Source organism: Hymenobacter nivis (genome assembly GCF_006439025.1).
In the GTDB taxonomy this organism is placed as follows: Bacteria; Bacteroidota; Bacteroidia; order Cytophagales; family Hymenobacteraceae; genus Hymenobacter; species Hymenobacter nivis_A.
On sequence record NZ_RCYZ01000005.1, the window covers coordinates 359370 to 376330 of the forward strand.

At 65.4% G+C, this 16961-nt stretch carries 13 protein-coding genes; 3 read left to right on the forward strand and 10 right to left on the reverse strand.

All coding sequences use genetic code 11. The features are described 5' to 3' along the window. Positions 1–79 precede the first annotated feature (79 nt). The 7 genes from EAH73_RS14095 to EAH73_RS14125 form a co-directional block, all read right to left on the reverse strand. Entirely contained in the window at positions 80–1360 is a 1281-nt protein-coding gene (locus EAH73_RS14095; RefSeq protein WP_140467589.1) for a glycosyltransferase family 4 protein, read from the reverse strand. Next, on the reverse strand, positions 1357–2388 hold the full coding sequence (locus EAH73_RS14100) for a nucleotide-diphospho-sugar transferase (protein ID WP_193560202.1): 1032 nt from the start codon (positions 2386–2388) through the stop codon (positions 1357–1359). Before EAH73_RS14100 ends, EAH73_RS14095 begins: the two co-directional genes overlap by 4 nt. 135 nt (positions 2389–2523) lie before the next feature. Beyond that, positions 2524–3813 carry an O-antigen ligase family protein gene (locus tag EAH73_RS14105; RefSeq protein ID WP_140467591.1) on the reverse strand — a complete coding sequence of 430 codons (1290 nt, stop codon included), beginning with the start codon at positions 3811–3813 and terminating at the stop codon, positions 2524–2526. Positions 3814–3843: 30 nt separating this feature from the next. Continuing rightward, the gene (locus tag EAH73_RS14110; protein WP_140467593.1) at positions 3844–5082 is read right to left on the reverse strand and encodes a glycosyltransferase family 4 protein; all 1239 of its coding nucleotides are present in this window, start codon (positions 5080–5082) and stop codon (positions 3844–3846) included. Continuing rightward, entirely contained in the window at positions 5079–6659 is a 1581-nt protein-coding gene (locus EAH73_RS14115) for a lipopolysaccharide biosynthesis protein (protein WP_140467595.1), read from the reverse strand. Before EAH73_RS14115 ends, EAH73_RS14110 begins: the two co-directional genes overlap by 4 nt. Before the next feature lie 57 nt (positions 6660–6716). Continuing rightward, positions 6717–9104: a polysaccharide biosynthesis tyrosine autokinase gene (locus EAH73_RS14120; RefSeq protein WP_140467597.1), complete on the reverse strand. Its 2388-nt coding sequence runs from the start codon at positions 9102–9104 to the stop codon at positions 6717–6719. A gap of 48 nt (positions 9105–9152) precedes the next feature. Then, positions 9153–9935, reverse strand: coding sequence for a polysaccharide biosynthesis/export family protein (locus tag EAH73_RS14125; protein ID WP_240047254.1), 783 nt, complete (start codon positions 9933–9935; stop codon positions 9153–9155). A 371-nt stretch (positions 9936–10306) separates the two neighbouring features. On the opposite strand from EAH73_RS14125, the gene EAH73_RS14130 reads away from it, so the two are divergent. Together EAH73_RS14130 and EAH73_RS14135 are read left to right on the forward strand one after the other, a co-directional pair. Beyond that, the gene (locus EAH73_RS14130; protein WP_140467599.1) at positions 10307–10858 is read left to right on the forward strand and encodes a hypothetical protein; all 552 of its coding nucleotides are present in this window, start codon (positions 10307–10309) and stop codon (positions 10856–10858) included. 326 nt (positions 10859–11184) lie between these two features. Further along, the gene (locus tag EAH73_RS14135; RefSeq protein ID WP_140467601.1) at positions 11185–12384 is read left to right on the forward strand and encodes an OmpA family protein; all 1200 of its coding nucleotides are present in this window, start codon (positions 11185–11187) and stop codon (positions 12382–12384) included. Between the two features lie 139 nt (positions 12385–12523). Here EAH73_RS14135 and EAH73_RS14140 read toward each other — a convergent pair whose 3' ends face one another. Together EAH73_RS14140 and EAH73_RS14145 are read right to left on the reverse strand one after the other, a co-directional pair. Continuing rightward, positions 12524–13432 (reverse strand): glycosyltransferase, encoded by a 909-nt coding sequence (locus EAH73_RS14140; RefSeq protein WP_140467603.1) that lies wholly within the window; start codon positions 13430–13432, stop codon positions 12524–12526. A 2-nt stretch (positions 13433–13434) separates the two neighbouring features. Beyond that, the gene (locus EAH73_RS14145) at positions 13435–14838 is read right to left on the reverse strand and encodes a flippase (RefSeq protein ID WP_240047255.1); all 1404 of its coding nucleotides are present in this window, start codon (positions 14836–14838) and stop codon (positions 13435–13437) included. Positions 14839–15188: 350 nt separating this feature from the next. Between EAH73_RS14145 and EAH73_RS14150 the strand changes: the two genes are divergently transcribed. Beyond that, positions 15189–15452, forward strand: coding sequence for a hypothetical protein (locus EAH73_RS14150; protein WP_140467605.1), 264 nt, complete (start codon positions 15189–15191; stop codon positions 15450–15452). 94 nt (positions 15453–15546) lie between these two features. On the opposite strand, the gene EAH73_RS23905 is transcribed toward EAH73_RS14150, so the two are convergent. Next, complete coding sequence (locus EAH73_RS23905; RefSeq protein ID WP_161599558.1) at positions 15547–16884, reverse strand: TPM domain-containing protein; 1338 nt, start codon at positions 16882–16884, stop codon at positions 15547–15549. Positions 16885–16961: the final 77 nt, after the last annotated feature.

A 16961-nucleotide genomic window follows, 5' to 3' on the forward strand; every position in this document is an offset into this window, starting at 1 on the left:
GAAATCATGAATTATGAATTAAAAATTACGCTGGCTCTCATCTCGCCAAAAAAGGTGGATTGCCCAAGCCGCTTCGTTTTTAATTCACACTTTTTAATTCTTCAGAAGGAGCCAGCCCGGCTAGCTCGGGGGCGGCGGCGGCGACTTGCCGGTAGATGCCGCCCACAAATTTGGACAGCTTATACTGGGCGGCGTAGGCAAACCCGGCCCGGCCCATGCCCTCCAGCGCGGTGGGGTCGTCGTAGAGGCGCTCCACGGCGCGGGCCAGCGCGGCCACGGTTTCGGCGGCCGACTGCACGGGCACCTTGATGCCGGCGTCGTCGGGAATGAAGTCGGTGGCCCCGTGGTGGTCGAGGGTGAGGATGGGCAGGCCCAGGGCCATGGACTCCATGTACTGGTTGGCGTAGGTATCGCGCAAGCTGCAGAGCATGAACAGGTCGTGGCCGAGGTAGGCGGCGCGGGTGGCTTCGTAGGGCACGCTGCCGTGCCAGGTCACGCGGTCCGTCAGGCCGGCCTCGGCAATCCAGCCGGGCACCTGGGGCCCCACGGGCCCGTCGCCCATGATGTCGAGATGGAAATTCACCCGCTTATCGACTTGGCCCAGCGCGGCCAGCGTGAGGTGCAGGCCCTTGCGCGGAAACAGCCGCGCCAGCCACAAAATGCGCAGCGGCCGGCCGGCCAGCGCCGGGCGGGGCGTGTAAGCGGCCGGGAAGTAGCTGTCCGGCAGCGGCGCGCTCATGGTCAGCAGCACCTTGGGGGCCCCCAGTTGGCGGGCCAGGGCGGCGGTGTCGCCGTTGGCGACCAGCACCAGGGCGGCGTGGCGCAGGCCCTGGCGCACGTTGGGGTCGAAGGTGGTGAGCAAGCCGCTGATGGCGTTGCGCACGGTTTCGGTTTTGAACCAGTCGGGCAGGTACTGGCGCAGCGCCGCGGGGGCCACCATGCCGCCACCCAGGGGCCCCAGCAGCAGCGGCTTATTCAGGCGCCACAGCCACGAGGCCATTTGCAGGCTGTTGTAGGTGACGTGGTGCACGGCCCCAAAATTCACCTGGGCATCGAGCGCCTTCGCCACGCGCCAGGCCCGGTACTGCCACGCAATGTAGTGCAGGTACACGCCGGGCTGCCAGCGGTAGGCGTAGTTGATGGCAGCGGGCACGTCGATGTACACCGGGTGGATGCGGCGGGCCACCGGGTCGGCAGCGCGCTCGGCCAGCAGTTGGTCGAGGGCCTCCTGACCGCGCGGGGTGGTGAGGCACCACACCTCGTGGCCCAGGGCGGCCGCTTCCCACAGCCAGTTGAAGCCGTTGCCTTCCTCGCTGCCGCGGTTGGGGGCGCAGGCGTAGGCCGAAAGGAGGAGCTTCATGAGTTGGTGGGCTTGGCCGGTGAGGAAACGGCCGGCTTGGCGGCTTGCTTGGGGCTTTGGAGGCCGGCGGCCACCGGCTTTTGGCCCGCAAACACGCGCCGCACCATGGCCGCCAATCGGCTTCGCAGAAACTCGTTGAAGCGGCGGTTGTCGCGGGGGCGGTCCTGGGCCACCCGGGCGGGGTGGCGCAGCGGGAAGGCCAGGTCGCGGGCCGGCAGGTCGCCCAGCACGTCGCCCCCGTCGTGGGTGTGCGTCGAGTCGTTGCCAAAGCCGATGTTGCCCACCAGGTTCACGGCCGGCACAATGTAAAGGCCCTGGTGGCGGGCAATGGTGTACTCCCACTGGTAGTCCCACACGTCGGGCGGCTGGGGCAAGGCCAGCACGCCGGCCATTTTGCCCAGCCGGTAGCGCTTTTCCAGGGGCCCCGTGAAGGTGCCGTCGAGGGCCCCCGAGGCGGCCACGGCCCGGAAATCGGTGAGGTGGTAGTCGTAGAGCTGCCAGGCGCGGCGCCAGGTGGCCCAGCCCCAGCTGTTGCGCTGCGTGGAGAAGTAGTACGAGGGCGCGCTGGGGTTCAGGGCCCCCTGGGCCTCCGAGCCGAAGTTGTTGCCGCCGATGTGCATCACCCGCGCGTCGTCGCGGTAGCGGGCCAGCAGCTCCTGGCAAAACGGGAAAAAGCTGGGGGCCGGCACGCAGTCATCTTCGAGGATAATGCCTTCGGCTTCGTGCTCAAAAAACCAGTTCATGGCCGTGACCGGGGCCAGGCCGCAGTTCAGGTTGTTCTCTTGGAACAGGGTGAATACTTCGCAGGGCCAGTCCACTTCCTGCACCACGGCGCGGGTTTCGGCGCAGCGCACGGCGTCGGTGGGGTGGCCGGGGCGGGGGCCATCGGCGGCCACGTAGAGGCGGGTGGGCCGGGCCCGGCGGATGGTGTCGAACACGCGCCGGGTGGTGTCGGGCCGGCTAAACACCATCAGTAAAACCGGCGTGGTGAGGGCCCCGGTGGGCAGAGAGGAAAGGGGTTGGGGCATGGCAGAGCCGCTGGGCAAAGAGCGGCTTAGTTGGAAAAAGGAAACACCGGGCTGCCGGCGGGGCCCCTGGCGGGGCGGCTCCGGACCGGAAACGACGGCGGCTCAAACAGGCGTTAGTTCAAAAATCATTTGTGGTCATGCACTTACGTAAGCATCGACTTCTTCGGCCAGGGGCACTTCGGCCGGGGCCGGATAGCCGGGGGCGGCCGGCTCGGGCTCGCCCAGGGCGGCCAGCAGCAGGCCCAGCAACCCAAAGTGGTACGTCGACCAGTCGTAGGATGCCGAGAACACCAGCAGGCAGCCAAAGTAGGCAATCAGCAGGGCCGTATCGGGCCGCATGGGGCCCCGCTGGAACAGGCGCTGTACCACCCGGATGATGGGCACGAGCAGCACCATCACGATGCCGATGATGCCGAAGTAGAAGGCCCGGTCGAGGTAGAAGTTGTGGAAGTGGTGGCCGGTGCGGTCGGCCCACATCGGCTGGTCGTTGCTGGGGTCGTAGAACTGCATGGGCACTTCAAAGCCTTCCAGGCGCCAGCCGGCCAGCGGGCGCTCCTGCACCAGCGGCATGTACGACTCGATTTGCTTGAGGCGCCAGCTGCCGGTGCCCTGCTTGTCGGCGTTGGCCATGTCGTCCATGCTGGTTTGCAGGCGGCTCACCACCTCGGGGTTGTTCAGCACCAGGGCCGTGGCCCCCAGCGAGCCCAAGATGCCGGGCAGCACCACCAACATAATCAGCTTCGGAAACGAGAACCGCACCCCCGGCGTGCGGCGCAGCAGCAGCAGGTCGAGGGGAATGGCCACGGCCGTGGCAATCCACACCGAGCGGTGCTGGAGGAAGATGATGAGCGGCAGGCAGAAGAAGAAAAAGCCCAGCGCCAGCAGCCCGCCGTGGGTTAGGTAACGGTTGAGGCAGTACAGGGCGATGGGCACGAACAAGTAGGCCGACGACGACCCGAACCCGCGCTCGTTATCCGCAAAGGCACTCAGGCTGAGCGAGTCGCGGTGAAACACCAGCAGATTGGCCAGCAGCACGAAGGTGAGCACGCCGATGACTTGGCCCATCGAGGGCAGCCCAAAGCGCCGGTGGAAGGCGTAGATGCCGAACATGATCAGCAGCATGAACAGCTTGCTGAACACGTGCGGGTACACCATCCAGGAGCTGTGGCCGGCGTACGATTCCAGCATCAGCCCGCCGATGGCGGCCAGCACCACCCACATCCAGTTGCGGATCATTGGCTCCATGTAGCGCCCGTACAGCACCATCGCCCCAAACGAGGCCGCGAACAGGGCGTAGGTGTAGAGCTTGACGCCCTCGGGCTCCTGGTCGACCTGTGGGCCGTAAATAAATTCCCAAAACGCCGCATTGGTGGCCAGCACGGCCACAATAGGCAAAATCAGGATAAAATTCAACCGAATTTTCATAGTGATGCTTAGGAGTAAAGCCCGGGTGGGCTAGGCAGAGTGGGCGGCCACGGCCGCCGCGGGCAGCGGCGTGGCGGGGGCCCCAGGGGCCCCGGCGGGGGCCAGCCCCGCCGCCTCCCGGTAAAACGCCACCGTGGCGCGCACCATCGCGGCCACGTCGAAGCGGGGCCGGGCGTAGGCGTACTGGCGCTGCTGCAAGCTGCGCAGCGCAGCGGGGTCGGCCAGCAGGCCGGCCAGCTGCGCGGCCACCACCGCGGGGGGCGTGGCCTGCGCAATGGAGGCTTCGGGGGTAGCGGCCAGCAGCTCGGGGCTGCCGCCGGCCGCCAGGGCCAGCACCGGGCAGCCCGCAGCCAGTGCCTCGATGACGGCGTAGGGGCAGTTTTCGCGGGCGGCGGTGTGCACGTACACGTCGGCGGCGTGCAGCAGCGCGGGTATTTGGGTGTGGTAGCCGAGCAGCACCACGTCGTTTTCGAGGCCGTGCTGCGCGATGAGGGCGCGCAACATGGGCTCGTCTTCGCCCTTGCCCACTAGCACCGTCACGCAGCCGGGGTGCAGCTGCCGCAGCTCGGCGGCCACCTGCACGAGGTACTGCTGGTTTTTGCGGGCTTCGAGCTGGCCAATGTTCAGCACGATGGGCCGGCCCGGGTACAGGGCCCGTAGATCGGGCCCGCCGCCAGCGGGGGCCCCGGCGGCGGGCGGCGCAAAGGCGGCCATGTCCACACCGTTGTGGGCGATGGCGGTACGCACCCCAGCGGGAAAAAACTTCTGCGTCAGGCGCAGCGCGTACTCCGAAATGCCGAGGAAAAACCGGGTGCGGCGCAACAGGAAATTGTACCAGCGCACCTCAAAGCGGGCGGCCATGCTGGCCGGGTCCATGCCCAGCTGAATGACGACTTCCTCGCCCGGGTGGTCGTTGTAGTGGCCGGTCACCACCACCGGCACCCGGTCGCGCAGGGCCAGGCGGGCGGCCCAGCCGCTGGCCACGTCCTGGGCGTTCACCACGTCGTAGCGCTGGCCGCGGTCGATGGCGCAGAAGATTTCGGCTACTTGACCCAGCTCCAGGCCCACGCGCTGGCCCAGGGGCCCCAGCAGCCCCAGCCCGCGCCGCACCGCGCCAATGGCGCGGCGCACCCACGGCGTTAGGTCGTCTTGCGTCACAACGGTAACTTGGTGGCCCTGAGCGCGCAGCAGGGCCCCCAGGCGCTCGTAGTGCACCCGCACGCCCGAGGCCGCGCCCGGCACTTGCAGCGAGGTCAGCAGGATGTTCATGGCGTGAGGGGTTGGTCGAAGGTTTCAAACACGGGCGACACGCTGGGCCGGCTTTCCAGGAAAGCCGTGTAGCGGGCCAGGCCCGGGTGGGCCGAAGCGGGCAGCCGGCGCAGACCGCGCAGCCGGCCCAGGCCCTGCCGCAGCATGGGCCGCAGCTCATCCGAGGGCCAGCGTAGCACCACTGCGCCCAGCACCAGGGCCCCGGCGGCAATCTGGGCGAGCAGGGCCACCAGGGCGGGGGCGTGCAGCGGGCGCACCAGGGCGGCCACGGCTAGCAGGCCCAGGCCCACGGCGGCGGCGTTCAGCAGGCCGGGCTTATAAATGGCAAACAGCCGGCCGTAGGGAATGCCAATGTCGCGGTGCGTGATGCGCATGTAGAGGAACGTGCGCACCACCTCGCCCGTGCCGATGGCTCCGGCAATGCCGGCCAGCCCGTAGCCCTTCAGGGCCCAAAACAGCGTGGCCAGCAGGGCCATAAACTCCAGGTTGAGAATAATTTTTTGCTTCAGGTTAGCGCGGGCATCGGCCACCACGCCGGCAAACAACGTGGTCATGCTTAGGGGAATGGATAGGCACAACACCCGCAGAATGGGCACCGACGCCGCCCACCGGGGCCCCAGCAGCACTTGCACCAGCTCGGGGGCGGCCACGGCCACGCCGGCGCACACGGGCAGCACCACGGTGGCCACCAGCGTACTACTGGTCAGGTACAGGGCCCGGGTGCGGGGCAGGTCGTCCTGGATTTTGCTGAAGGCCGGGAAGGCCACCCGCGCCAGGCTGTTCGTCAGGAAGTACATGGGCAGGTACAGCAGCATGTAGGCCCGGTTGTAGATGCCCAGCAGCACCGAGCCCAGCAAGCGCCCGATCAGCAGCGTGTCGAGGTTACCGTTGATGAACTCCAAAAAGCCCACCACCGACACCCGCCCGCCGTAGCCCAACAGCCGGGCGTAGGGGGCCCTATCGAAGATGAAGCGCAGCGAATGCCGCACCACCAGGTAGTTCATCAGGGCCGCGAAAAACTGCTGGGCCAGGCTGGCCATCACCAGGCTCCACACGCCCGCGCCCAGCACGGCCAGCGTGATGCCCACGCCGCCGTAGCCCAGCACGTAGGCCGCTACTTCCACCTTGGCGATGACCTCGAAGCGCATTTCGCGGCGCAGCAGGCTTGTAGCGGTGGCCCCCAAGCCTACGATGATGAAGCCCAGGGCCTGCACCCGCACCAGTGGCACCACGGCCTCGTTTTTCAGAAACAACACCGCCAGTGGGGCCCCCAGCCAGGCAATGCCCGCCACGGCCAGCCCCAGGCCCAGCGAGGCCGTGAAGGTGGCGCGTACGTCTTGGGCATCAATCTCGGACCGCTGCACCAGGGCGTGGCCCAGGCCCATCTCGGCAAAGTAGCTGCCGAAGCGCAGCACCACGCCCGCCATGGCCACCAGCCCGAAGGCGGCGGGGTCGAGCAGGCGGGCCATCACGGCGGTGTAGCCGATCTGCATCACGGCGGTGAGCACCGTGGCCGCCGTTGTCCACTGCACGCCGCGCACGGCGGCCGAAGACAGGTTTTGGGTGGTTACGGCCATGTTTTTAGCTGTTGGCTGCTATTTGAGCTGTTAGCTATTAGCCAACAGCTCAAAGCCTTATGCGCCGTATTTATATGCGTTGGTTTTGTAGCGGTACTCGTAGGTATTGGCAAAGCGCACGTCGTTGATGAGCAGGTAGAGCTGCTTCACCTTGTGGTCGCGGTGCATCTCGTTGATCTGGCCCACCAGCGAGCGGTCGGTGTAGTTCTGGCGCACCACGTACACTTTGGCGTCGAGGTATTGCAGCAGCACCAAAAACTCCGACACGTAGCCCAGCGGCGGGATGTCGACCAGCAGGTAGTCGTACTCGCCGCGCAACTGCTGCACCAGCTCGCCCAGGCGGGGGCTCTCCACCAAGCGGGTGGGGTTTTGGGGCAGCGGGCCGCAGCAGAATACGTCGAGGCCGGGAATGCTGGTGGTGCTGCGGGCCTCGTCGAGGGTGCTGGTGCCTTCCAGGTAAGTGCTCAGGCCGTGCTCGGCGCGGCGGTCGATGCCGAAGTAGCCGGCCAGCGTGGGCCGGCGCATGTCGCACTCCAGCACCGCTACCCGGCGGCCGCTCTGGGCCAGCTCGGCGGCCAGGTTCACGGTGCAGAAGCTTTTGCCCTCGCCGGGCACCGACGACGTCACGCCAATCACGCGCTTATCGAGCCCAGCCGAGAGGTACTGCAAGTTCACGCGCACCGCCCGAAAGGATTCGGCAATGGCACTGCGCGGGTCGTGCAGCATGCTTTGCTTGTCTTCGTCGGAGCCGTGCGGGATGGCCCCTAGCAGCGGGATGCCGGTGAGGCGGGCCAGGTCTTCCTTGTTTTGCACGCGGCGGTTGGTTTTGTCCTGCATCAGCACGAAGGCGGCGGGCAGCACCAGGCCGGCCAGCACGGCCAGCAGGCCCACCAGCAGCGGCTTGGGGGCCGAGGGCCCCAGGCCGTTTTGCTTGGCGGCGTCCACAATCTTCTTGTCGGTGGCGTTGGTGGCCAGGGCAATGGCGGCCTCGTTGCGCTTCTCCACCAAGTAGTTGTAGTTCTTCTCGTTGAACTGGGAGTTGGTTTGCAGCGAGCCGAGCTGACGCTCGTTTTCGGGCATGCGGCTCAGTTGGCCGCGCACCTCGCCCAGCTGCTGCTCGGCGTCGCGCAGGGCCCCAGCCGATGAATTCACCAGCCCGGTCAGGGTCTGAATAAGCTGCTCTTTGGTGCTGCTGATTTTCTCATCGATAACCCGCACCACGGGGTTTATCTCGCTCGCATTTACAATCAGGGCAGCGCGTTGGCTATTGTACTCCGAAAGCTGCTGGATGAGGCCGGTCGTAGCCGGGTCGTCGATGCCGCCGCTGCTCAGCGCGGTTATGCTGCTGCTGCCCTGGTGGGCGCGCAGGTAAGAGAGCATGTTCTGGTAGCGCCGCTGGGTGGTGGCGAGGCGGTTGCGGGTCGCATTCAACTCGTTCTGCTGTTGGATGCTCACGCCCGACTGGGCCCCGGCGTCCACCACGCTGTTGGCCGAGCGGAAGGAGCTCAGGTCCTGGGCGGCGCGGTTTTTCGAGCCCGAAAGCTTGCCAATCTCGTTGTCGAGGAAGGCCAGGGTTTTGCTGCCCACCAGGTTTTTCTGGCTCAGGTCGTCCTGCACGTAGGTGTTCATCAGCGTGTTGAGGAACTGGGTTTCCTTGGCGGGCACCGTGCCCGAGGTGGTCAGTTCCAGAATGCGCGACTCATGGTCGGTGGGGCGCACTTTGAGGCGGGCCTGGTACTCGGCCGTGAGGCTAGCCAGGTCGTTGAGCTTGAAGAAGTACTTGGCCTTACTGCCGCCCAGCTGGTCGGGCTCGGGGCGGAACACCAGCGTCAGCAAGGGGCTGCGCAGCGTGTCGCCGGCGGCCACGGTCTGGTCGAATTCCACGCCGTTCACCTCGCGCACCAAGTCGCCGGTGGCCAGCATGCGCAGCTGGCCGAGCTTGGCATCGGCGTGCACCCGGAATTTGTTGCCCGGCAGCGACTCCACGTAAATGGGCACGCCCGTGAGCTGGGGCCGGCCCGGCACGGCCACCACCCAGAAGGGCATGTCGCCGGCGGCCCGCTCGCGCACTTGCAGCGGCCGCACCCAGTTCAGCCACGAGTTGGGCTCGGCGTAGTAGCTCACCGAAAACGGCAGCTGAGCCAGCGTGCGCCGTAGCATGCCCGTCGAGGCAAGCAGGCCCACTTCGTCTTCCAGCTTGAGGCCCTTGGGCTTGCTATCAAGCAATTGCAGCAACTCCTGGGCCTGCTTCGAGCCCGTCGACTGGTCGCCGATGAGCAGGGTGGACTGAAAATCGTACACCGGGGACTTCACTTGCAGGTACACCCAGGCCAGGGTCCCGGCAATGGCCAGGGCCCCGACGAACCAGGTCCAGCGGCGGCGGAGCTTAAAGAAAAGCTCGTGTAAATCTAGTTCGGCAGCAAAAGGGGCAGGACGCGCTTCCATAAGTATATAGCCAGGGCAAAAGCCCTGGAATCAGTCAATTAAATCCAGTTATCTATTGGTAGTGAGGTAGCTGATCAACAGCACCACGGCGGAGATGCCCGCAAACACCAGGCCCAAGTTGTTGGCGTTGCCCCGGGCCGTGCGCGCCTTCAGCGGTTCCACGTACAGGGCATCGTTGGGCAGCAGGTAGTAGTAGGGCGATTGCAGCAGCTTGGGGTCGGTGAGGTCTATTAATACGACTTCCGACCCCTTAGCGGTTTGCCGAACGAGCTTAACGTTCTGGCGATTACCGAATTCGGTGAGGTCACCGGCCATGCCCAGGGCCTCCAGCACGGTGGCCTGCGGGTTGTAGACGAAATAACGGCCCGGCAGGCGCACCTCGCCGAGCACCGTTATTTTGAAGCTCAGCAGCTTCACCAGCACGTTGGCGTCGCGCACGTAGGCACCCACCTTCTGCTCGAGCAGTGCTTGCGCCTGGGTCAGGGTAATGCCCGTCACCTTGACGCGGCCCACGGTGGGCAGGTTGATGGTGCCGGCCTCGTCGACGGGGTAGCCCGTGAGGTAGAGGGTGCTGGGGTCGCCCGACACCATGTTCTGGGGCCCTTGCACGTTAAAGATGTCGCTCAGGGCAGGCTGCACGCTCTGCACCTTGATGCTGAGCACGTCGCCCGGCTGGAGCAGGTACGTCGGGCGCGGATTGTCCACTTCCACCGGTTTCTGCGTCGAGTAGCTGCTGTTCTGCAAATACGGCAGCTTTTGCTGCGTCACGCAGCCCCCCAACCCCAGCAATACGACCCAACCCAGCAGGCGCAATCGAAGAAATAACATCATAAACAATATTCAAGAAGTTGAATTAAGCTAACAGAAACCAGGATTGCAAGCTTTGCGGCAAAAATAGCTCGGGCGCGGCACAGCACGGCCCGCAACCAACCCCCAAAGAAAAGCCCTCGGCCGCTCGAATCCGCTGAGCCATACGGATTTTAGCACCTCGGCGGTTGTGCAATAAGCTTGCCGCACCGCCCGCAACACGCCCAGGGCCCCACCCGACGCCGGGCCCGCCCCGCGGAAACTCCACAACGCGCCCCGCCGTAAAGCCGCGCAACGCCCGGGCTAACGCCTTGACTACTTGGGGCCGCCCCGCACGGCCCAGCTATTTGCCAACGGGCCCCGTACTTAGCATCATCCAATAGCCCGCTTCCGCCATGAAAAACCTTTTGCCCGCGCTCGTTTTTTTGTTGGCGGCCGCCAGCTGCAACTCCCCTGCCCCGGCCGATAAGGCCGCCGCTGGGGCCCCCGCGGCGCGGGCCGCTGCCCCCACCGACACCGTGCAGCAGGCCGTGGCCAAGTACGTGGCGGCCCACGCCGCTGCCTTCCCCGGCTACGAGCCCGTGCGCTGGGGCCCCCCCGCCGCCTACACCAAAATGAACGAGGCCGCCATCAAGGGCGTGGTGGCCATGCGGGCGTTCGACGATGCCCTGACGCCCCGCAACCAAGCCCTGGCCAATTACAAAGCTTCGCTGGCCCGCCACGACGCGCCGGCCAAAACGGCCGCCATCATGGCCATCTACGGCAAGGCCAACAAGCACAACGACTCGCTGCTGGCCATCGCCAACAGCTTCATCGGCGTGAAGGACTCGGCCCGCCTGGGCACCCAGCTGGTGCACGCCTACCGCGCCACCAACGCGGCCGGGGCCCTGGCCCTCGACAGCGCCACGTTTGTGGTGTACCCCGGCGGCCGCGTCGAGCAGCTGTAGCCCGCCCGCGGTAGCCACTAGTTTCCAAAAGCAATAATATATTTTCTCATATATATTTTATATTTTATATTTGAGAAAATAACCCGCGCCTATTACTGAGGCAATTCGCTGATAAAACTGTACTTATCCGCTACCGATTGCTTGCCTGGGGGCCCCAAAAGCCGCTTGGTGCCGTGCGCGCGCCGTTGCGGCGGGCCCCGGCAAAGCCGCGTTTTGCATCTTTTGCCAGGGCCCCATCCCCGGGGGGCTGGCTCTCGTACGTTGGCTTGGTACTGAAACCATAAAAAGCAGCACCTTTTCCTTTCATCCCTTCGCCTGCCCCTGCTATGACCACGCTCCACAACATGCCGGAAGACATCAAAAACTTCCTCCGGGCAAACGGCCCCGCCCCCACCGGGCCCCTGGCCGCCGAGCACCCGGTGGGCGTGCAGTTGGCCATCACGCGCGTGGCCGACCTGGTAATGAACACCTTTGAGGAGCTGGCCGGACAGCCTGGCGGCCGCGACACGCTGTGGAATGCGGCCCGTGCCGCCCACGCCGCCCCGCAGCCCGACGCCGATGCCGACCTGGTGAAAACCGCCCTCGACGACCGCTACCACGGCAAGGTGCACGGCGTGGCCACGGCCGCCGGCATCCAAACTGCCTCGGTAAACCAGTTGGTGGAGCAGGTGAGCGGCGCGGCGCTCAGCATCATGGGCGGCCTAGTGGCCCAAAACCACTGGACGGCCCCGGAGCTGGGCCAGTGGCTACGGCCCCAGCCGGGCGCAGCGCTGGCCGCGGGGGCCCCACTGGCCGCCGAGGCAGCCGACGCGCCGGTGGCCGCCAGGGCGGCCGGTGCCACGTCGTGGGTGGCGCGGCACGCCAACGCGCTGCTACTGGGCGTGGGCTTCATTGCCGTGGCTGAGTTTGGCTACATCCTGGGCACCCGCAACCCCGACCCGGAAGTGGCCACGGCCGCCCCGGTGGCCGAGGCCGGGGCCCCCTCGGGCCGGCCCTACACGGCCGTGCCGGTGGCCAGCCTCACGTCGGCCGCCGACGCGGCCCGCGGCAAAACGGCGGTGCCGGTGGTGCTCAAGCTCAAGAACGGCGTGCGCCAGATTATCGGGTCCAACTCGACGGAAAGCAAACTCTACCAATTCCTTATCGACCCCACCAAGGAGGTTGACCTGACGGACCCCACCAAGGGCTGGATCGGCTTCGACCGCATTTACTTCGAGTCGAACAAGGCCATTCTGACCAACGAATCGCTGTGGCAGCTCTCCAATATTGCTAGCATCCTCAAGCGGTTTCCCGACGCCAAGGTGAAGCTCGGCGGCTACACCGACAGCTCGGGCAGCCCCTACGTGAACCTGCGCCTGAGCCAGGAGCGCGCCAAAGCCGCCATGACGACCCTCGTGAGCATGGGCGTACCCGCCGACCGCCTCACTTCGGCCGGCTACGGGGCCCTCGACGGCATTGCCAGCAACGACACCGAGGAGGGCCGCTCCCTCAACCGCCGCGTGAGCATGCAGGTGGTGAAGAAATAGGGCCCCAGGGGCTTTGCTCGCCGGCCTTTGCCGGGGCATCATAACGAAAAAGAGCGGCCTGAATGGGCCGCTCTTTTTCGTTTAATCAGCTGGATAGCAAGACAATATTTCCAGGTTCAACACCTGGCAACCTCACGCCCTACTTGTTGCGCCACTTGTAGAATTGCAACGTACGAATGGTATCGGGCCGCTTGTGGAAATTACCCGTTAGGCTATCGAGGGCGGCCTCGCCATAGAGCAGGAAGTTGTAGAGGCGGTTATCGCGCTTGGCAACAGCTTGTTGCAAGGTAGCTTTGGCGGCCCAGCTGGCGTACAGCACGCGGCCCAGGGTATCGCCGAACTGGTTTTGCAGCACGCGGCGCTGGTTGCGCACGGCGTAGTACTGCTTCCAGGCGGCGGGCCACGGAATGCCGTCGCGGTCGAACGAGGCGGGGTGGTAGAACACGCTGCGCGGCACCGTCACGATGGGGAAGCCGTTCTTCTGGGCGCGGGTCATATACTCCACTTCATCGCCCCAGATAAACAGCTTCTTGTCGGGAATACCAATGGTTTCCACCACTTTGCGGTGCACCAGCGTACCGTTGAAGAACGAGGCCACGCCGTAGATTAGGTCCACGCCGGTCATGTCGCTCACCTTGCGGTAGGCTTGGTTGGGGCGGTCCACGAAGAAGGCCAGCTCGTCGCGGCTGTTCACGCTCACCGACATCGAGTTCTTGATGCAGGGCCCCAGGTTGGGGGCGGCCACCAGGGCGGCCAGGGCGTCGGGCGCGGCCAGGCAGTCGTCGTCCATGCACCAAATCCAGGTGTGGCCGGCGCGGTAGGCCGTGTCGATGCCCGTGGCGAAGCCACCGGCCCCGCCCAGGTTGGCCTGGGTGGTCACGAGCAGGTCGGTTTGGGTGGCCAGCCACTCGGCCGTGCCGTCGGTGCTGCCGTTGTTAACGATGAAGATGGCGTCGAGCCGGTGCGTCTGTTCGCGCAGCGTGTCGAGGCACTTCTTAAGGTCGGCCAGGCGGTTGTAGGTAACCACCAATGCGGCAATGGTTTCCATAACTATCTCTTTTTTAGCGCTAAAACGCGCGATTTGGTGAATGCAATGGCCTCGCGCAGGTGCGAGAGCTTGATAACTTCGATGCCCTTCCAGCGCAGGTACACGTACATGGCCGCCGTGATGTAGGCCTCCGTGAGCACCAGCGCGTAGGCGGCCCCCACGTGGGCGTAGCGCCGGATGAGGAGCATGTTCAGGGCGAGCCCTACCACCGAGCCCACGGCCGTGACCGTGAAAAAGGCGCGGTCCATGCGCAGGTTCAGCATGGTGTGCAGGCCCAGCAGGTTGCTCATGCCGATGATGAGCGGCAGCAGCGCCACAATGCGCAGGATGGTGACGGCCCCCGCGAACTTGGCCCCGTAGAGCAGCGTGATGACGTAGGGCCCCACCAGCCACAGCCCCGCGCTCACGCAGGCCATCACAAGAAAGAGCGGGAAAAACGTGGTGCGCACCATGCGCAGCCCCTGCTCGCGCCCCTGCCCAAATGCCTGGGCCACAATGGGAAAGAACGCCTGGTTGAGCGCCAGGCCCACGAACGACTCGGCCATGCCCTCGAGCCGCGTGCCCGCGGCATAGATGCCCACATTATAAGGAATGGTGAGCAGGCCGAGGATGAACACGTTCGAGCTGGCGTAGATCGTAATCATCACCGACGAGAAAAACAGCGTGCGGTCTTCTTTAAAACGGGTGCGCAGCTCGGGCCCCGTGGGCCAGGAGAACTTGATTTTGAAGCGCCGCACGGCCACGTAGAGCGCCACCACACTCACCAAAATCTGCGACACGCTGATGGCCAGGTTCTGGTACACGTAGTCGTCGGCCTTGCGGATGAGCAGCAGCACCGAGAGCGAAAAGATGAGCTTCACGGCTAGGTTGAACATGGCCACGCGCCCGAGGTCCTCCATGGCCTGATACAGCCAGAACGGCGAGAGCACCGTGCCAATGCACACCAGAAACGTGCAGATGTGCAGCCCCAGGTGCCCCTTGAATTCGGGGTTGGAAAGCGTGACGACCGTGAACACGACCACCGACAGGGCCCACAGCAGCGCCTTGCCGGCCATTACCTGACTGAAAATGCGGCTGGTGGCTTCCGTATCGTCGCGGTTGGCCGCAATCACGCGCACGGCCGCCATGTCGAAGCCGTAGTTGATGAGCAGGCTGAAGTACGTGACGTAGGCCTGCGAGAAGTTGAGCAGGCCCAGTTTGTCGGGCCCGATGATGCGCACCACGTAGGGCACCGTGAGCAGCGGCAGCAGGAAGTTGGCCACCTGCACGCTGAACAGCGACGCCACGTTGACGGCGAAGCGGCGCATGGTGGGCTTGGCCATGCCCGCCTCGTTCTTAACAATGGTAATCTCGTCGCTCACTAAAAACGGGTTGAGGACCGGCAAACCCGCCGGAGGGGCGCTCACGGGCACGGGGCCGAGGGCCCCGGCGCAGCAAGCGCCCTACATACGGAGCCAACCTGCTTTTAGTCAAGTATTTTGCTAATCGCAAGGCCGTCTTCCGCTTTATTGCAAATGGAATGTCCAGCGGTCAAAACGATTGTTCTGGGCAGTTCATCGTCGCAATTATCAACTAGCTAATACGTTAGTTATATAGCACTTGTCTAATAAAATACGGCATTTGTATTTTAAAATTTATATAAAATCTTCGCTGGTTACTCAGTGGGTTCCCCAGGGCCCTGCGGCTGGCGGCGTGTGCCGGCCAGGTAGTTACTTTGCAGCCTCAACTACTTCTAAATCACTTTTTATTCTCTTTTATGCTTCGCATTATTCTCGTGCTACTTTGCTGCTTGCTTGGCCTGGCCGACGCCCCACCCGCCGCTGCCGCCAGCACCTCCACCGCCGACCACCACCCGCGCTACAAGGCCTACAAATACCGGGGCCAGTCGCGCAAGCGCAACGCCCGCATGGGCTTCTTCGCCCGCCGCCGGGCCCTGCGCCGCGCCAAGCGTGCCCACGCCCAGCCCAAGCGCCGCGGCGTCATCAAAGTAGGCGACTTGGAAGGCACCATGCCGAAATAGCCGCCGCCCCTCCCCCAACTGGGGCCCCCGGCAACAAAAACAGCCGCCCAATTTTGGGCGGCTGTTTTTGTTTATATCCTTGCGCCACAAGGCCTTACCACGAGCCGCTGTTGTCGTTACTCGTATCGTCGAAGCCGCCCCCGCCGGTGTCGTCCGAAGAAGTGTCGTCGTAGGAAGAATTATCCGACGAGAAGTAGTCGCCCGACTGGTCGTTGCCGGTATTGTCGTCGGAAAAGTAGTCGGGGGCGCTTTCGTTGGCTTCCGCGCCGCGCCCGGCGAAGTAGTCGCCCGCCGCGCCAGTGCCGGCTGCCCCTGCGGCGGCACCGCCGGCCGCCGCCGCGCCGCCGCCAAAGCCCGCGTTGTTGGTGTCGAAGTTGTGCGCGCTACCCGAGCCGCCGTTGTGGCCTTCCGACATGCGGTTGCCCAGGTAGGCACCCGCGGCGGCCGCGGCCCCGGTGGCCAGGATGCTGCCCATGCCGAGGCCACCGCCCTGGTTGGGGGCCTGGCCTCCGTAGTTGGCCGGGCCGGGGCCGTAGCCGCCGCCCTGGGGCCCATTGGGCAGGAAGTTGGGGGTGCCGCCCGGCCGGTTGGGCTGGTTGGGATTTGGCTGGTTGGGGTAGAAATTAGGGTTGTTGGGCGACGGGGCGCTATCAGCGCTTTTGCGGCGAAATAGCTTTATCAGCAGCCAGATAACCACGACGATGCCCAGGGCCCCCAGCGCCAGCGTGCCGAAGCCCGGCCCCGTGGGCTCTGATGAAGCCGGCATAGCCAGCAAGCCCCCGCCGCCGTTGGTGGCCATGTTGCCGGCGTCGGGCGCGGCGCCGGGGGCCTCGCTGCTCAGGGCCGGAGCGGCGGCGCTGGGGGCCCCAGCGGCGGCGTCGGGCGCGGTGCTGGGGGCCCCAGCAGCGGCCGGCGCAGCGGTTTTGTTCGGGTTAGAGGCCGGGTTGGCGGCCAGCATCAGCGTGCTGAGGCCCTTGCGCAGACCGGCGAAGTAGTTGTTCTGCTTGAAGTTGGGCCCAAAATCCTGGGCGATAACGCGCTGCGTGAGAGCGGGCGTTATCTTGTCAACCAACCCGCTGCCGGGTTGGATGGTGACCTTGTGCTCCTGGGCAGCCACGATGACCACGAGGCCGTTGTTTTTGCCACGCTGGCCCACGCCCCAGGCCGTGCCCAGGGCCCGGCCGTAGTCCGATACCTGGCGGCCGCCCAGGTTGGGCACCGTCACGACCACCACTTGGGTGCCGGTTTGGTCGGCGTAGCGGCGCAGGCCACCGTCGAGCTTTTTGGCATCGGCCGGGGCCAGCAGCTTGGCTTGGTCAGTCACGAACTGGAACGGCACCGGGCGGGCCGGCAGCCCGGTGGCCGACTGGGCCGCGGCGGGCCGGGCCAGGGCCCCCGCCAAGGGCAGGGCAAGAAGCAGCAGACGAAACATGGCGACAGAAGAAAAGAGTGAAAGTTTTGCCTTCTACGGCGTTTGGCGGTGCGGGGCTGCGGGACCCGGGCCAACAA

Bases quoted from the DNA above. Each gene is read 5' to 3' on its own strand.
- EAH73_RS14095 (WP_140467589.1), bottom strand. From the start codon at position 1,360: ATGAAGCTCCTCCTTTCGGCCTACGCCTGCGCCCCCAACCGCGGCAGC.
- EAH73_RS14130 (WP_140467599.1), top strand. From the start codon at position 10,307: ATGAAAAACCTTTTGCCCGCGCTCGTTTTTTTGTTGGCGGCCGCCAGC.
- EAH73_RS14120 (WP_140467597.1), bottom strand. From the start codon at position 9,104: ATGGAAGCGCGTCCTGCCCCTTTTGCTGCCGAACTAGATTTACACGAG.
- EAH73_RS14100 (WP_193560202.1), bottom strand. From the start codon at position 2,388: ATGCCCCAACCCCTTTCCTCTCTGCCCACCGGGGCCCTCACCACGCCG.
- EAH73_RS14135 (WP_140467601.1), top strand. From the start codon at position 11,185: ATGACCACGCTCCACAACATGCCGGAAGACATCAAAAACTTCCTCCGG.
- EAH73_RS14125 (WP_240047254.1), bottom strand. From the start codon at position 9,935: ATGATGTTATTTCTTCGATTGCGCCTGCTGGGTTGGGTCGTATTGCTG.
- EAH73_RS23905 (WP_161599558.1), bottom strand. From the start codon at position 16,884: ATGTTTCGTCTGCTGCTTCTTGCCCTGCCCTTGGCGGGGGCCCTGGCC.
- EAH73_RS14105 (WP_140467591.1), bottom strand. From the start codon at position 3,813: ATGAAAATTCGGTTGAATTTTATCCTGATTTTGCCTATTGTGGCCGTG.
- EAH73_RS14110 (WP_140467593.1), bottom strand. From the start codon at position 5,082: ATGAACATCCTGCTGACCTCGCTGCAAGTGCCGGGCGCGGCCTCGGGC.
- EAH73_RS14140 (WP_140467603.1), bottom strand. From the start codon at position 13,432: ATGGAAACCATTGCCGCATTGGTGGTTACCTACAACCGCCTGGCCGAC.
- EAH73_RS14115 (WP_140467595.1), bottom strand. From the start codon at position 6,659: ATGGCCGTAACCACCCAAAACCTGTCTTCGGCCGCCGTGCGCGGCGTG.
- EAH73_RS14150 (WP_140467605.1), top strand. From the start codon at position 15,189: ATGCTTCGCATTATTCTCGTGCTACTTTGCTGCTTGCTTGGCCTGGCC.